This is a genomic window from Ruegeria marisflavi (genome assembly GCF_025673445.1).
Lineage (GTDB): Bacteria > Pseudomonadota > Alphaproteobacteria > Rhodobacterales > Rhodobacteraceae > Ruegeria_B > Ruegeria_B marisflavi.
The window spans coordinates 21015-36255 of sequence record NZ_JAOVQN010000027.1; the positions used below are offsets into that span (position 1 = coordinate 21015).

Annotated in this window: 11 protein-coding genes and 1 pseudogene; 4 read left to right on the forward strand and 8 right to left on the reverse strand. The window is 58.8% G+C overall.

The window, feature by feature from the left end; translation table 11 throughout:
• Positions 1-2: 2 nt before the first annotated feature.
• The 6 genes from OEZ49_RS20000 to tssH are packed head-to-tail and all read right to left on the reverse strand — an operon-like array spanning position 3 to position 7308.
• The gene (locus OEZ49_RS20000; RefSeq protein WP_263389947.1) at positions 3-965 is read right to left on the reverse strand and encodes a DUF3396 domain-containing protein; all 963 of its coding nucleotides are present in this window, start codon (positions 963-965) and stop codon (positions 3-5) included.
• 3 nt (positions 966-968) lie between these two features.
• Positions 969-1478, reverse strand: a complete 510-nt coding sequence (locus tag OEZ49_RS20005) for an SMI1/KNR4 family protein (RefSeq protein WP_263389948.1) — start codon at positions 1476-1478, stop codon at positions 969-971.
• Between the two features lie 40 nt (positions 1479-1518).
• Positions 1519-2451 carry a DUF4150 domain-containing protein gene (locus OEZ49_RS20010; RefSeq protein WP_263389949.1) on the reverse strand — a complete coding sequence of 311 codons (933 nt, stop codon included), beginning with the start codon at positions 2449-2451 and terminating at the stop codon, positions 1519-1521.
• Positions 2444-3505 (reverse strand): beta-ketoacyl synthase N-terminal-like domain-containing protein, encoded by a 1062-nt coding sequence (locus OEZ49_RS20015; protein ID WP_263389950.1) that lies wholly within the window; start codon positions 3503-3505, stop codon positions 2444-2446. The genes OEZ49_RS20010 and OEZ49_RS20015 overlap by 8 nt, the downstream gene beginning before the upstream one ends.
• A complete protein-coding gene (locus OEZ49_RS20020; protein WP_263389951.1) occupies positions 3505-4557 on the reverse strand; it encodes a DUF2169 family type VI secretion system accessory protein in 1053 nt (350 codons plus the stop codon). The genes OEZ49_RS20015 and OEZ49_RS20020 overlap by 1 nt, the downstream gene beginning before the upstream one ends.
• 21 nt (positions 4558-4578) lie before the next feature.
• Positions 4579-7308, reverse strand: coding sequence for a type VI secretion system ATPase TssH (tssH, locus tag OEZ49_RS20025; protein ID WP_263389952.1), 2730 nt, complete (start codon positions 7306-7308; stop codon positions 4579-4581).
• A 145-nt stretch (positions 7309-7453) separates the two neighbouring features.
• Here tssH and OEZ49_RS20030 point away from each other — a divergent pair, with 145 nt between their 5' ends.
• Together OEZ49_RS20030 and OEZ49_RS20035 are read left to right on the forward strand one after the other, a co-directional pair.
• The gene (locus OEZ49_RS20030) at positions 7454-9544 is read left to right on the forward strand and encodes a serine/threonine protein kinase (protein ID WP_263389953.1); all 2091 of its coding nucleotides are present in this window, start codon (positions 7454-7456) and stop codon (positions 9542-9544) included.
• Positions 9545-9625: 81 nt separating this feature from the next.
• Positions 9626-10750 carry an aromatic ring-hydroxylating oxygenase subunit alpha gene (locus OEZ49_RS20035; protein ID WP_263389954.1) on the forward strand — a complete coding sequence of 375 codons (1125 nt, stop codon included), beginning with the start codon at positions 9626-9628 and terminating at the stop codon, positions 10748-10750.
• 41 nt (positions 10751-10791) lie between these two features.
• Here the strand turns inward: OEZ49_RS20035 and OEZ49_RS20040 are convergent.
• Positions 10792-11985: pseudogene (locus OEZ49_RS20040) on the reverse strand (glutamine synthetase family protein).
• A 167-nt stretch (positions 11986-12152) separates the two neighbouring features.
• On the reverse strand, positions 12153-12947 hold the full coding sequence (locus OEZ49_RS20045; protein WP_263389955.1) for a class I SAM-dependent methyltransferase: 795 nt from the start codon (positions 12945-12947) through the stop codon (positions 12153-12155).
• Between the two features lie 131 nt (positions 12948-13078).
• On the opposite strand from OEZ49_RS20045, the gene OEZ49_RS20050 reads away from it, so the two are divergent.
• Positions 13079-14311, forward strand: coding sequence for an aromatic ring-hydroxylating oxygenase subunit alpha (locus OEZ49_RS20050; RefSeq protein WP_263389956.1), 1233 nt, complete (start codon positions 13079-13081; stop codon positions 14309-14311).
• Positions 14312-14473: 162 nt separating this feature from the next.
• Positions 14474-15241 (forward strand): ABC transporter permease, encoded by a 768-nt coding sequence (locus OEZ49_RS20055; RefSeq protein ID WP_263389957.1) that lies wholly within the window; start codon positions 14474-14476, stop codon positions 15239-15241.

Below are 15241 nucleotides of genomic sequence, written 5' to 3' on the forward strand. Positions count from 1 at the left end.
AGTCAGAGCCTGTCGCGGGGAAACCATCCCGACTCGGGTAGGAACCTTGTCAGCCAGGAATCCGCGCTGCCGGCATCCTCCAGCCAACCTGCGCCAGAGAATTCGCCAACTTCTTCGATGAACCGGTTGGACATCAGTCGCGCCATAGTCTGATAAGTTTCGGAGCGAACTGGCGGTCGGTTGACATCAAGCACTTCAGGTCGGTCGCCCAGCACATAGAGTGTACCATGTGTCAGATCGAACACCCGGACCCCGTCCATACGCCGAATGCCGACATCTCCCTCCGGCGCTGAACCAATTCCAAAAAAATTGAGCCAACAGGGCGATTTCCAGCGATCCCGCATCATGGGAAGGGTTATCCTCAGATCTTCCACGTCGATGCCATGGAACCTTCGTGCGACGGAATGTATGGCGCGGAACGCCTGGAACCGAAGGTCCGGTTCATAGGTGAAAACCGGGCCTCCATGGCCGGAATAGGCGGGGAGAAGGTTACCCAATTGGCGGGCTGTCTCGATCAGAAGACCAGTGTCGGTGTCGATCGGAAACAGCATCCGTACATAGCCATGCAATCCTGAATCCCTGCGGTGCAATCGACGGATCTCCATTGACCAAGTGCCTGAGGCCTGTTCGATCTTCCGCCCATCCCAAATATGCGCCTTAAGAGCACGACCCATCTGGATGCGTCGTCGCGTCGCTTCAAACATCGGCCAGCTCAATCGTTCTGCTGCGGCTGCACGCGCCGATTGCGTCAGGACCGGATTTGTGAGCTGAGACCAAAAATCGAGTTCTGAGATTGTAAAGAGCGTCAGGCGGTCGGATGGACAGATCGAGCGCCACAGATCCAGTAAGGCGTCGAATTGCCCGATTTTCAGTTCATCGTGATAGAAGATCAGCTCATGCAAGACCTTGAAGGCCGGCTTGCCTTCGATTGAACCGGGGCTGGCGAGTGGCGGCGGCAACTCCATGCCTCAACCCTCCCCTGTCCCGTTGAGTTCACGGTCGATCAGTGTGTCGATAACCGACAAGTCGCCTTCGAGCCATGCGAACAAGGTCGGGTATCGATCGATTTCTTCGACCCAGTCATACTCTACATACTCGCCCGCATCCCCACCGGCAGGCGTTTCGAAAAGCACCATCGGACGGGTATCTTCACCAAGCATGACCGGAATCGCTCCCGCTCGCAGCGGGTTGACCGCCGAGAACTCGACGAACAACTCGTCGTAGGCTGCGAGGGCTTCGGTCACCCAAGGCGCTCCATAGTCGCTGGTCCCCAGTATCTTTGCCCGTCCGTCCATGTAATCGAAACCGTCCCTGATCGAAAGGAAGTGGCGCAGGTCGGGAGGCAACGAACGGCCAATCTGCGATTCGGCTCGGCGCAACGCGTCAGATGAGGCTGGCCCCGGATCTGGGCGCTCGAAGGGTTCGTCGAATCGTAGAGTTTCGTACTCTTCCTTGCGGTCGAGCATCCGGTCGATCATGGCATGCATTTCTTCATCTGTGGCAGGCATTCTGGCGCCTTCATTCGCAGCAGTCCGGCTTCACCCCGGTATGGCTGCCCTTTGGTTTCGGATCAAAGTTTTTGAGTGTGGTGCCCACCCAACTATTCGCGCGGCTCGTCATCCACAAAAGGTTACTTGGATTGGTTGGGTGCCCACCCAACTGTAATTCCTGTACGTGGTCCGGACTAAAGCCCTTGTAGTCGTTGTCGGCGGCCTGTTGTTTCAGTTCTTTCTCGCACTCTTCATCCGTGACCTGAAATCCCATGTCCTCGGGCTTGCCTTCGCCACCAATTCCCTTGCCCTTCTTGGCTTGGCGATGGATGGCGGCGCAGGCAGCGTTGCCCTCCTTCCGGGTGGCCTTGTAGGTCGCTTTGTCATCAGTGACCCGGCTAAGGTCGTATTTGGGATCCTTCATCGCCGCGTTGAGGCGTCCGCATTTGGCGCAAATTTCTTTTTTCTGGCAATCGGTCAACTTGTCCTTGCTGGACGCCGGAGCGTCCTGGCACTTGATCTCGAAGGGGTTGTCCCCTCCGTCCAGACCACCGACGGCGGGATCGAGGTTACCTGCCAGATCTACAGTGTTCTGATTGTTGTGGAATTTCTTGTCTGTATGACGACAGGCATTTTTGCCGTCCATCTTGACGTCAAAGGAATAGGTGATCCAATCGGTCGCCTTCATGTTAACATTGGATTTCACACCGCCGGCCGTTCCCGGCTCATCTCCGTTCGAGGATTTGTATTGCGACCCCTTGATGGCGATCATCTTGCCCTTGGCTTTGACCGTCGTCGTGCCGCCGCCCAGCGTGCCCTGATTGGCAATGTTTGGGTAAGGGATCGGGATCGGGCCGCCAGGCGACGGTGTCTTACAAACATCTGGTATCGTCGCGATCGAAATACCGATTGTCGACTTGTAAGTCAGCCCCAGACCGTTGACTAACACATGGCTAGGCATTGGCACCTCCCGTCGTCGAAGCCAGCATGACAGCCGCCCGGCTGCCATTGTCGGAACTTCCCCAGATTACCGACAGCGGCCCGCCGGCGTAGCCCCGGTCGTGTGCCTGCATGACCAGCCCGACGCAGGCTGGCCCGGTTGCCGCCCCAAGATCACCCCAGCAATCCGCCGGGGTTTCGAACCGGGCCGCATCACGGAACAGCCCCGAGCTACGCATCACTGCAAATCCGTATTCATTGCCCCTGTAGCGTTCGCCGTTCATGTCGCAGAGAATGCGATCTACCGATTGCTCGGGGTCGGGCAATGATGTCCGGAGCGCGGCGAGCACGGACCCAAGTCCTTCGCCCAGACAGATGGTTTCGGTTCCGATCAGGTTTTCTTCTTTGGCTGTCGCCGTCGCCACGACCGTCAACACGGGAGGGAGTCCCAACCTGTCTGCGGTGTCCTTTCGCGCCATCAAGCAGAACCCGGCTCCCTCGCCCGGGCAAAACCCATATTTGTTCCCTTCGGAATGCAGCCGCTCGCCTTCATCCAACCATTCCAGCGTTTCCGGAACCAGATAGCTGTCAATTCCGCCGACCAGACAAAGTTCCGCTTGTCGTGAAGCCAAGGCGTGTGCAGCGTGATGCATCGCGATCAGACCTCCGGAATGCCCTTCGTCGATTGAACCGCCGCGGGACGGTCCGACATAGGCGGTAAGTCGGTCACACAAGCCTTTGTAAACCAAATCCGTATGGGAAAGCGATTTTCCAGGTCGGTTTTCCCCGGTCGACATCATGATTGTCATATCGGGCTTACTTGGGTTTTCAAGAACCGGTTTCAGAGCCTCCAGAGCTGCCGAGCAGGCCAGTTCAACTTCACGGTCAATTCCCGACGCGAAAGGTTCGAGCGCGGTATCCCGCGTCACCTTCATCGGCTGGCCGAACCGGTCTATCATGAACGGATGGTCGCCAATCACTGAGATACCGGCCCGAACAGCCGCCGCGCTGGCCGGCAGTGAAAACCCCAATGGTGTTCGCGCCCCGGCCGAGATGATGACGACTTCGCCGGACATCATGCCGCCCCCAGCCAGACGCCTGTCCGCCGGATCGAGTCGGGAACTCCAACTCGAGTGCGCAAGGATACCGTTGTCGATTTCAACCGTTCCTCATCATATGGAACCGGTAGTGCGGATAACCAGACTACAGAAAATCGCCGTTCGTCGGGGTAAAGCCATACAGTATGTATTTGGACGTCGCTGCGCCGGGTGGGTCGATTGTAGAACTCGGTCACGATGTCAAAACTGAGGCGCGGCAATAGGAACTGCCAGAAACCGTCCGAGGTGAAGTTCGCCATGCGGACATGTTCGTAGCCTACGAGCAGTTTTTCGCTTTGCTGATCGCGCGGGGCCGCCTGATAGAATTGCCGGTCGAAATCGAGCGGTGGCAGCGGATCGCGGGTTTTCTCCCAGATCGCATCATAGGTTCCGGCATACTTCAGCCTGGGTAACCAGTGCCGCGCAACAGGGCCAAAACCGGCGGATCGGCCGCGTCCAGGTCCGGAATATGGCGTATCAGGATATTCGAAGTTCGGTGCGATCCTTCCGGCCAGACGATTTACGTCGGTCGCAAAGCCGGTCCCAATGGTGTTCGCCGGTTCCCAACCCGGATTATCGGGGTCCTGATCCCAGCCGCCATAGGCCCGCCGCCAGCTGAGCGGTATCTTGGCAAACTCTCGCGGCCCCCCAATGGCCAATCCCACCGGCCCGACACCCATCTGCCGATCACCCAGCACCCTGACCCGCTTGTCGATATCCGCCACCTTTAACCGCAACTCGCACTCTTGCGCCCTGCCACCGGGGGCATGGGCATGCCCGGCGACAAACACGTCGGTTCGCGGCTTGAAGATGTTCAGATCGGTTTCCTCGATCAGTTCGGCGGTGGGGCCCGACCCATCGTAGGTCGGGGACAGCGCCACCGGACGCTGGTCCGCTGCCGGGGTTTGCACGTCGTCCGCAGCGACGTCGAAGGTGCCCTTGACCACCACCAGCCAGGTCTCCGCCCCGCTTTCGTCGCGGGTCCAGCCACGTTCGGCTGCAAACGGGGTATTGTTAAACAACAACCACATGACGGGTCTCAGTACCCAAACCTATTCGAAAACGTAGTCGAAACCGTTTTCACCTCCGGTGACCGTCACCTTGGAAAAGCTCTCTCCGCTCAACCGTCCCTGCAACAAACGACGGCTCAATTCCGGCATCAGCGTATTGGTCAGGATCGCGTCGATCATCCGGCCACCGCTTTCGATTTCGGTGCAGCGCGCCTTGATCAGGTCCATCGCGCCCGCGCCCAGCACAAGTTCCGCATCATAACCCGCCTCGAGCCGCTTCGCGATCGAGCGCAGCTTGTGCCCTGCGATTGCCTCGATCATCACATCTGACAACGGGTAGTACGGAATGGTGACGACCCGCCCCAGCAAAGCCGCCGGGAAAACCTTGAGCAAGGGCGCCCGCAAGGAGGCGGTCAACTCCTCTTGATCTGCGGTCTTGGCGCCATCCTCTGTCATCGCCATGATCTCTTCAGACCCGACATTCGAGGTCAAAAGGATCAGGGTGTTCTTGAAGTCGATCCGGCGACCCTCGCTGTCGTCCATCATCCCCTTGTCGAAGACCTGGAAGAAGATCTCGTGCACATCTGGGTGTGCTTTTTCCACTTCATCGAGCAGCACAACAGAATAAGGGCGACGACGCACCGCTTCGGTCAACACCCCGCCTTTTCCGTACCCGACGTATCCCGGCGGCGCACCTTTCAGGGTGCTGACCGTATGTGCCTCCTGATACTCGCTCATGTTGATCGAGATTAGGTTGTCTTCTCCTCCAAACATTTGCTCGGCAATCGCCAGCGCGGTTTCGGTCTTGCCCACACCCGACGGACCGCACAGAAGGAACACGCCAACCGGCTTTTCGGGCGCTTTCAGGCCCGCCGATGAAGTCTGAATCCGGTTCGCGATCATTTCCATGGCGTGATCCTGCCCGACGACCCGTTCGGTCAGGGCCGATGCCAGATTGAGCGCGCGCTCGGCCTGGCTGGCCAGCATCCGGCCCATCGGAATCCCGGTCCAGTCCTGCACCACCGAGGCCACTGCCATCCTGTCGACCGAAGGCAGGATCAACGGGTTTTCACCCTGCGCCTTGGCAAGCTCGACCATCCGTTCCCGCAAGGTGGTCAGCGTTTCCTCGCGGTCGAATGGGGTTACTTCCGTTGCCTCGGTCACTTCGTCTTCGGCCTCGGGCCCCGATGCCTCAACAACCGGCGCATCGCCAACCACGCCGGTGTCATCCAGCGCCGCGCCAGCCCGACGCAGTTGGGCGCGCAAGTCGAGGATATCAGCGACAAGCGCTTTTTCGGCCTCCCAGCGCGCATTGGCGGCGTCCATGTCCGTCCGGGCGGCTTCCAACGCGGCTTCGACATCCGTCTTGCGTTCGCTCACGTCGATCCCGATGGCCTCTTCGCGTTCGATAATGCCCTGTTCGATCTCCAGCGCGGCAAGCCTGCGGTCGATATCCTCAACCTCGGCCGGTGTCGCATGCTGCGAAACCGCAACCCGGGCACAGGCGGTATCGAGCAGACTGATCGCCTTGTCCGGCAATTGCCGGCTCGGGATATAGCGATGCGACATAGCAACGGCGGCCTCGATCGCCTCGTCCAGCACTTCGACCTGATGGTGTTTTTCCAGTACACCAGCGACGCCCCGGCACATCAGCACCGCATTGGCCTCGGATGGCTCCTCGACCTTCACCACCTGGAACCGCCGGGTCAGCGCGGGATCAGGCTCGATATGCTGCTTGTATTCGGCCCAGGTCGTGGCCGCGATGGTCCGCAACTCGCCTCGCGCCAGCGGCGGTTTCAACAAGTTGGCGGCATCCCCGGTACCAGCCGCCCCACCTGCCCCGATCAGCGTATGCGCCTCGTCGATAAACAGGATGGTCGGAACGTCCGAGCTCTGCACCTCTTCGATGACCGATTTCAGCCGCCTTTCGAACTCGCCCTTGACCGAGGCACCGGCTTGCATCAACCCGATATCAAGCATCTGCAATTCGACGTTCTTCAATTGTGGGGGCACGTCGCCCTTGGCCAGACGCTGTGCAAACCCTTCGACCACAGCCGTCTTGCCTACCCCCGCCTCGCCGGTCAGGATCGGGTTGTTCTGCTTGCGCCGCATCAGGATGTCGATGATCTGGCGGATTTCGGCATCGCGGCCCACCACCGGGTCCATCTTACCACCACGCGCACGCTCGGTCAGGTTGACCGCATATTGCGACAACGCCGATTGCCCACCTGGTTTTGGCTTCGCTTTGGGCGCGTCGCCCGTTGAATCGCCGGTTCTTTCCAATGAGGCCGCCAGCAAATCATCGAGTTGCCCCGACATGGCACCGGCATCAAGCTTGTCGAATTCGAGGCTGATCTTGAACAGCAACCCTTCGAGGACCGGGGTCTGCAAAGCCGCAAGCAGGATGTAGGCGGAACGAACCTGGTCGTCTCCGAATTCCAGCGAGCCAAAGTTCCAGGCCTCTTGAATTGCCCGGAAGATATGATCGGAGAACTCTTCGACTGAACCGGCCCCATGCGGTAGTGCATCTGTTGCCCGCAGCATATCGCCTTCCAGCTTGCCACGATCCACACCTGCTGATTCCAGCAGCAGGGCGAAATCGGATCTTTCGCTGTCGGCGAGCGCTGTAACAAAATGCACCAGCTCGACATAAGGGTTGCCGCGCCTCTTGGCCGCTTGTGCCGCAGCTGAAAACGCTTTTAGACAAACCGGGTTCAGTTTGCCCACAAGTTCCTTGCGCTTGACTGTCTCCTGCGCAGCACGTGCCGCCATGGCAGACCTCGCTTCTGAAAAATGTTGTTGGAACCACGTTCCGGTGAAATAATCGACACATTGTTATTCGGGTAAGTGTAAGCCGGATTTCTAATTGAATCGACAGTTTTTCTTGGAACCTGCCTCAGCTTACGGAGACTTTCAGATGATCGACCCGCTGCCCTCCGACATGTTCCGCCCAGGGCAGGTTCTGAACAACACCTACGAGATTCAAGGTGTCCTAGGGCGTGGAGGAACCGGAGAGGTTTATCTTGCCCGGAACCAGATCACCGGACGCAGCTTTGCCATCAAAGCGTTGAACGCCCGATTTTCGGGAAATGACGATTACCTAGAGCTGATGAAACGCGAAGAAGAGATGCGCAGCATCGTCAATGACGCTGTGGTTCGTTATTCGGACTGTTCTCGGGCAGACAGCGGTCAGGTCTTTCTGGTGATGGACTATATTGATGGGTTGTCTCTCAACGATGTTATGTTCGAACGTCGGCCCACCGATCGTGAGTTGATGATCATCGTGCATCGGGTTCTGGAAGGTCTCGAAGCCACGCATGCGCAAGGCATCGTTCATCGTGACCTGTCACCAGACAACATCATCCTGCGCGGCGGCGAGGCCGAACGCGCTACTATTATCGACTTTGGGATTGCCAAGGACACATCCGCTGACGCCCGTACCATCGTTGGCAACGACTTTGCCGGAAAATATGAGTTTGCCGCGCCGGAACAGTTGGACGGCAGGTCCGAGTTCCGGACCGATTTTTATGCCCTGGGGGCGTCGATCCTGGCAGCAGCCAAGGGTGAAATTCCTGATGTAGGGACTACCCCCGGCGAGATCATTAGACGCAAGCAGCAACCATTGGACACCTCGCGGCTGCAAGAGCCGCTCAAAGGGGTGATCGACTGGCTGAGCGCGCCCAAGCTGGAGGACCGCCCCGCCTCGGCACGCGACGCACTCCGGCGCCTGGATGCGGTTCTGAAGCCAGAAACCAAAGCCAGGAAAGAGCGGAACGAAAACGGCGGCAAACGCGGCAAAAGGCTAGTCGCCACTGTCGTGCTTGGTCTGGTCGCGAGCGCGGCCGTGGTGGGGTATGTCCAATACAAGGATCAACTGTTTCCACCGCCATTACCGATTGCCGCGCCCTATCGCCTAGCCGTCAATTTCACGGATGGAGAGTTGACCCTTGCGGCGAACGCCCCGGATACCGAGACGGGCACCGCCCTAAACACAGCGGTCAGCCGGATCGCCGGGACTACACCGAAAACCAGCGAGATCACACTGGCCCAAGGGATGCCTTCACTGGACTGGCCCACCAAAATCGAAGAACTGCTGGCGCTTTCCGCCCGTCTTGATGAATGGCAGCTCAAGGTCGAAGACACTCAGGCATCACTGACGGGCCTTGCTTCGGATGCGGCGCTTAGGGACGATCTGCAAACGCGAATTAATGAATGGCAGCAGATCTCAGGCTTTTCTGTGCGGGCCGAATTGGTCGCCGGTCCAGTGGTCCTGACTGCGCAACAGATACAGGAACTGATCACGCCCCTGACCACCTGTGGCCCGCTCGCTCAAGCGGCTGGGCTGGATGCAACGTATCAGCTGGGCGATGCAATCACGCTCTCTGGCGAACTGGAGCAGCCAGAGGATAGCAGCATTCTCAAAGAGTTCCTGAAACCCCGGATTGGCGACCGAGATTTACGTCTGAACATAACCGTTCTAAATCCTGATCTGTGCGCCATTCGCGCAGTTCTCCCTCAGGCACCGGCCGAGGCCTTGTCCATTCGCCTCGCCAATGGTGCGAGCGGACAGACATCCCTGTCCGGGGTTTTTCGCACCGGCGAAAATCCAGTGGTCGACGTTCGGATTCCAGCCTCAACCGAAGGCTCGCTGTGGGTGATGGTGGTGGACAACACCGGAAAGGTCTTTCATGTGTTGCCCAACATCTCGCAAACCGAGCACGATCTGAACGGGCTGGGAGTGATAAACAATGGGCTCAGAGACATCCGAGTCCTCTGGTCCATCCCTGAGTTTCAGGAGGACAACAGCCGCCTGGCCATGCAAGTCACCGAAGGGGATTATGGCAAGAGTGAAATCATCGCCATCCTTAGCCGGACACCTCTTTTTGACATGCGGCGCCCAAGGGATGAAAGTGTCTTGTCGGTTTCCGAAGCCTTGGCCGAAGCGTTGCAAGGTCGCGAAACGGATATCATTGGCTTTGCCAGCCGGATCATCGAGGCGCGGCAGTAGGCCGGACAGATCAGGTACAGTTTTTCTTGCCGCCGAATGGCGCGAGCTCGTACGCTGTGGGGAACAATTTAGGGGTAAACTATGTCTCATCCACCCGTGTTCTCGTCACCATTGCTGAAGAATTGCCCGGCTTCGCTGCCTCCGTCCGCATATTACGAACAGACCTGGTTTGAGAGAGAACGGGAGAAGATCTGGCACAGGGAATGGGCCTATGCCGGGCGTCTTTCAGACCTTCCGGAAAACACTCTGCGCCGGGTCGAGATCGCCGGTCAGCCGGTCATGGTCGCGCGCGGTCAAGGCAACGATATTTCCGCGTTTCTGAACGTCTGTCCTCATCGCGGGTCAGAGCTTTGCGGAGTGCAGGACAGGGCCTATAACGGCAAGCTCATCTCCTGCCCCTATCACGCCTGGTCCTTTGACATGGAGGGTCGCCTCAGGTCGACCGCATATGCAACCCCTACGGATGATTTCGACAGGGACGCACACGGGTTGATCCCGGTCTCGCACAAGGTCTGGAACGGTTGCCTGTTCCTGTGCCTTGACGAAACACCACCCGAATTCGCACCGGATCTGGGCCTTGCCGCCCTGGACAACTGGCCAATGGAGCAGCTGGTAACCGGTCATTCCCGAGACATCGAACTGGCCTGCAACTGGAAAGTCTTTTGGGAAAACTACAATGAATGCCTGCATTGCCCAGGCATTCACCCTTCGCTCAGCAAGCGGGTTCCGGTCTACAAGCAAGGAATAATGTCCGCCGAGGAAGCCAGCGGAACACCCTACGACGGTCCGATTCTGGAGCCCGGCACAGAAACCTGGACGATCAATGGTCAACCCTGCGGGCCTGTGTTTCCCGACCTGTCCGCGGTGGAACGCGCGGCCGGACACACCTTTGTCACGATCTATCCAACCGCGTTCATCGTCGCGCACGTCGATTACGTGCGCATCGTCTCGCTGACGCCGGTTTCACCCGAACGCACGCGGCTGAAGGCGGAATGGCTGTTCCTGCCCGAGACCCTGGCCGCACCCGGTTTTGATCTGGACAATGTCGTCGATTTTGCAGCCGCCGTGTTGGAAGAGGACGGTGCCGCCTGCGAGATGAACCAAAGAGGTCTGCGCGTTTCCCGATTCCAGGGCGGCCGCCTGATGCCGCAAGAGTTTGACATCAAGCGGTTTCACGACTGGGTTCTGGCACGACTGGGCAATTAACCAAAGGCCGGGCCTTTTTGCCCGGCCAGTGCCATTGCCGGTCAAAGATACCAATCGTATTCGCGGGGCGAGATCTCTTCGCGAAATGAGGCGAACTCGGCATCTTTGACTGCCGCATAGATCTCCAGGTACTTCGCACGCAGGTAATCAGACAGAACCGTTGCTGTGCGCGGGGCAGCCAAGGCATCCCACAAAGTCAAAGGCAGGCTTTCTTCCATTCCCGAGCCCGCGTTCCCGCTCGCTTTTGGTCCTGGATCCAGCGCTTGAGTCAATCCATGGTGGACCCCCGCCAAAACCGCGGCTGTCACTAAATAGGGATTCGCCTCGGCCCCAGCAACGCGATGTTCAAGGCGGCGGTCAGAACCCGAATTCACCACTGGCAGCCGAAAGGCCACCGAGCGGTTGTTCTCGCCCCAGTCGCGGGTGACCGGGGTGAATGCGTCGGGCTCAAACCGGCGATAGACATTGAGGTTTGGTGCGAAGATGGCCATCCCTTAGGCCATTGTCGCCTGCAATCCGGCGACCGCGTGACCCAGACGTGCGTCGCCATCGGCACGCGCTGGATCGAATATATTGCCCTCACCGTCGGTCAGGCTGAGATGGAGGTGCAGTCCGCTGCCGGTCTGACCGGCAAACGGCTTGGACATGAATGTTGCATCGTATCCGGCGGCGCGCGCCGCACCCCGGACGACCCGGCGCAACAGTGCGGCATGGTCGGCGGCGGCCAGCGGATCGCTGACATGCGCCAGGTTGATCTCGAACTGGCCAGCGCCGTATTCGCTGATGATGGTCGTGACCGGCAGACCCTGCACCTGCGCCGCCGCTTCGATTGCACCCAGAACCGGCGCGAACTCCTCTAGTTTGGCCAGCGAAAAGACCTGACCCTTCCCTTCGCGCCGACCGCCAAAAGGCGAAGCAGCAGGCAAAGGCTCGCTAAATTGACCGCGTTTCTGGTCGATCAGATAGAATTCCAATTCCAGCGCCAGAACGGGCTTTACCCCCAGGCTTGCGAAACGCTTGGCGACTGTGTCCAGAACAGCCCTCGGCTCATACAAGTATGGCAATGCCGTTTCCGGGTCGCACATGACGCAGAGCGCCTGCGCCCCGGCGCCATTGGACCACGGAATTGGCATGAAACCACTGGCAAGCGGGCGCGCCAAACCATCGGGGTCCCCGTCTGAGAAGCCATGCCCCATCGGGTCGGCCGTATTGCCCATGACATCGACCAGTTGCATCGCACCGCACACCGGAGTGCCTCGACCAAGGATCCCGGCCACCTGCGTGACCGGAAGTCTTTTCCCGATCGCGTTGCCACACAAGTCAATGACAACGGTGTCGAGATAGCGCGTCTCGGGGTGGCGGTTTAGATAGTCCTGCCACTCGGCGGGTTAGGCAAAATGCATCATGGTTTCCTTGCAAACAGATGCGACGGGCAATGCTCGCCCGTTTCAAGAACCCTGATCATCAATGTCCAGGTGTTGATCTGATAGTCGATGTAATCCTTGCCGCAAGCAGCGCAGAATTCCGCGTAGCGGGTATCCTTCAGCTCTCTTAACTCAGCCTTTGCGCGCTCAAGATACCACGGGTTGCGGGAAACAACCCGTACCTCGGTGAACCCCGCACCCTCCATGGCAGCGCGGTAGCGGTCCGGGGAACCCATGGCAAAACCTAGATCCTCAGCCGCGACATAGGCTGCCATTTCGGCTGACATGGGCCCGTCATGACCGATCATCCAGTCCCCGACAGCCACCTGCCCACCCGGGGCCAGAACGCGATGGATCTCGGCGGCAAGCGCATCCTTGTCGGGGACGTGCAGCAGCGAGTCCTTGGAAAACACCAGATCGAAAGCGTCATCATCAAAAGGCAAAGGTCCGGGATCGGCCCGGACAAAACTCGTGCGATCGGCAAGCCCCTCCTCTGTCGCGCGTCGCGTCGCAACTTGGACCACCGGACCTTCAACATCGAAGCCGGTGATGTGTTTCAACGACCTTGTTCGCGCCAGATGCAAGGCGTTGCCACCTGATCCGCATCCGATATCCAGCACCCGCAGACGGTCAAAATCTATATCGGCGACGATACGATCCACCTCATCCGTGCCGCCCGGCGACAGATGACCTTTGCCCCACAATAGCTCAAGAAACGCAATCGCGTGTTCGTCGTAATCCGGGTTTTCGACATCTTTCGCCGTCTGCGCCATGTCTCTGATCCTTTTCTGATCTGCGGCAAATCTAGCCGTTGCTCGCCATTTGGCACCAGCTTTCATCTTGCCTGCACGGCAAGTCTAGACTAAAATTTATTTAACCGCTCAAAAAAATAATGGACAGGGACATGACAACGGGGCGCACTCAATATCCGCAACAAGGCGCCGAGACCGCTCGGGATCGCAGCGGATTGCCGGCCTGGGGATACTTCAGCCAGGACTTGCTGGAGCAGGAAAAAGAGGACCTGTTCCGCCGTCATTGGCAGGTGATCTGCCACGTCAACGACATTCCCGATCCGGGCGATTTCTTTACCTGCGATATTGTGGGAGACCGCGCGCTGATTGTGCGAGATTCCGAAGGCACCGTTCGCGCCTTTCACAATCTGTGCCGCCATCGCGGCAGTCGGGTACTGGGTGACGAACACGGGAATTGCCGCAATTCGATCGTCTGTCCGTTTCACGGCTGGGTCTACAATTTGGACGGCACCCTAAGAAGTCCCGCGCAACCCGACAGCCTGCCCGACCTAGACCCGGTCGAATGGGGCCTGAAACCCTTGGAGTTCGAAGTCTGGAACGGGTTCGTCTTTGTACGTTTTCAACCCGGGCCGCAGCCCTCGGTGTCAGAGCTGCTTGGCCGGTGGGATCAGGAACTGGCCCAGTACAGGATGGACCGGATGGTGCCAGACGGAAATGGCGCCTGGTCGACCGAAGTCGAAGTTAACTGGAAATGCATTCGAGACGTGGACAACGAAGGTTATCATGTTCCGATGGCGCATCCCGGGCTCGATGACCTGTTCGGCCGAAACTACTTTGACGAGCCTTTCTGTAAAGGGACTTCGCGCTCCTTTTCCGGCTTCCGGGCGGGTGACGGCCGTCTCTGGAGCGTTCGGAACTACAAGAAGATCCTGCCAAATGTTCCGGAGCTGGATTCCGATCACAAGCGAGCATGGTTGTATATCGGTGTGTTCCCGAACTTCGTTTTCGGGCTCTACCCGGACTCGATCTACTTCTATCAGGAAATCCCGGTCGAAGTTGGCCGAACCATCCAGCGCGGGGCTGTGTATCGTCATCCGGAAGAAGACCGCCGCATGCGCGCGGCACGGTATCTCTCCGGCCGGATCGACCGCATCACATCTCGCGAGGACGAGATGCTGACGAAATGGACCTGGGAGGCCGCGTTTTCATCTGCGTATGACGGCGTTCTTTTGTCGGATCTCGAGCGTGGGGTCATGAGTTATCATGACCACTTGCGAGACGTCTTTCCCGTGCTGACAGAGGCAGAGCCCGAGCCCGGGACATTGAAGGAACGCAATGATGTCTTGCGGGCGAAGGCCGGGCAATCCTGGGAATTGCCGACATAAGGAAACACGATAATCTGTCGGAACCGGGCCCCGGAAAAAGGCCGGGCCGACAAACAGGGAGTTGCGCAACTGATCGACCGTGACCAAAGGCAAGGCCTAATACTCGTCGGCCCACCATTTGCCTACGCTCTTCTGCTCCTCGCCGCTCCGCTCGCGATGGTGGTGACCTTCAGCTTCTGGACCCAGAACTATCTGGATCTCGACACAACCATCACCCTGGCCAATTACCGCGAAGCCTGGACCGACCCGCTGTATCGCGAACTCATGCTGCGGTCACTCAGGATATCGTTGATTGTCACCGTTGTGACAGTGCTGCTGGCCTTTCCCATCGCCTATCACGTCTCGTTTCACGTCCACCAGCGCAAGGCGCTGTGGCTTTTCCTGATCACCGTGCCGTTCTGGACCAGTTACCTGCTGCGGGTGTTCTTGTGGAAGGTGATCCTGGGGTACAACGGGGTTCTGAATTCGGCGCTGCTTGGGCTTGGTCTGATCGACGAGCCGCTTTCCTTCATCCTCTACAACGCGAACGCCGTGGTGATCACGCTCGCCCATGCCTGGGCTCCCTTTGCGATCCTGCCGATCTTTGTGGCGTTGGAGCGGATCGACCGTTCGTTGCTGGAAGCGGCCAAGGATCTTGGCGACGGGCCGGTACGCAGCTTCTTTCGCGTGACATTGCCGCTGGCGATGCCCGGTGTCGTCGCGGCCACCATCATCGTCCTGATCCCGACCGTGGGCGATTACATCACCCCGCGCCTGGTTGGTGGAACTGAGGGGCTGATGATCTCGAACATGATCCAGGTGCAGTTCGGCAAGGCGAACAACGCCCCGCTCGGAGCAGCGCTTGCCGTATCCTCGATGTTCATCGTTGGCGGGATCAGCCTGCTGATCTTCTTCGCGACACGCAATATCGGGCGCGGAGGCGCAGACTGA

Bases quoted from the DNA above. Each gene is read 5' to 3' on its own strand.
- OEZ49_RS20000 (WP_263389947.1), bottom strand. From the start codon at position 965: ATGGAGTTGCCGCCGCCACTCGCCAGCCCCGGTTCAATCGAAGGCAAG.
- OEZ49_RS20005 (WP_263389948.1), bottom strand. From the start codon at position 1,478: ATGATCGACCGGATGCTCGACCGCAAGGAAGAGTACGAAACTCTACGA.
- OEZ49_RS20010 (WP_263389949.1), bottom strand. From the start codon at position 2,451: ATGCCTAGCCATGTGTTAGTCAACGGTCTGGGGCTGACTTACAAGTCG.
- OEZ49_RS20015 (WP_263389950.1), bottom strand. From the start codon at position 3,505: ATGTCCGGCGAAGTCGTCATCATCTCGGCCGGGGCGCGAACACCATTG.
- OEZ49_RS20020 (WP_263389951.1), bottom strand. From the start codon at position 4,557: ATGTGGTTGTTGTTTAACAATACCCCGTTTGCAGCCGAACGTGGCTGG.
- tssH (WP_263389952.1), bottom strand. From the start codon at position 7,308: ATGGCGGCACGTGCTGCGCAGGAGACAGTCAAGCGCAAGGAACTTGTG.
- OEZ49_RS20030 (WP_263389953.1), top strand. From the start codon at position 7,454: ATGATCGACCCGCTGCCCTCCGACATGTTCCGCCCAGGGCAGGTTCTG.
- OEZ49_RS20035 (WP_263389954.1), top strand. From the start codon at position 9,626: ATGTCTCATCCACCCGTGTTCTCGTCACCATTGCTGAAGAATTGCCCG.
- OEZ49_RS20045 (WP_263389955.1), bottom strand. From the start codon at position 12,947: ATGGCGCAGACGGCGAAAGATGTCGAAAACCCGGATTACGACGAACAC.
- OEZ49_RS20050 (WP_263389956.1), top strand. From the start codon at position 13,079: ATGACAACGGGGCGCACTCAATATCCGCAACAAGGCGCCGAGACCGCT.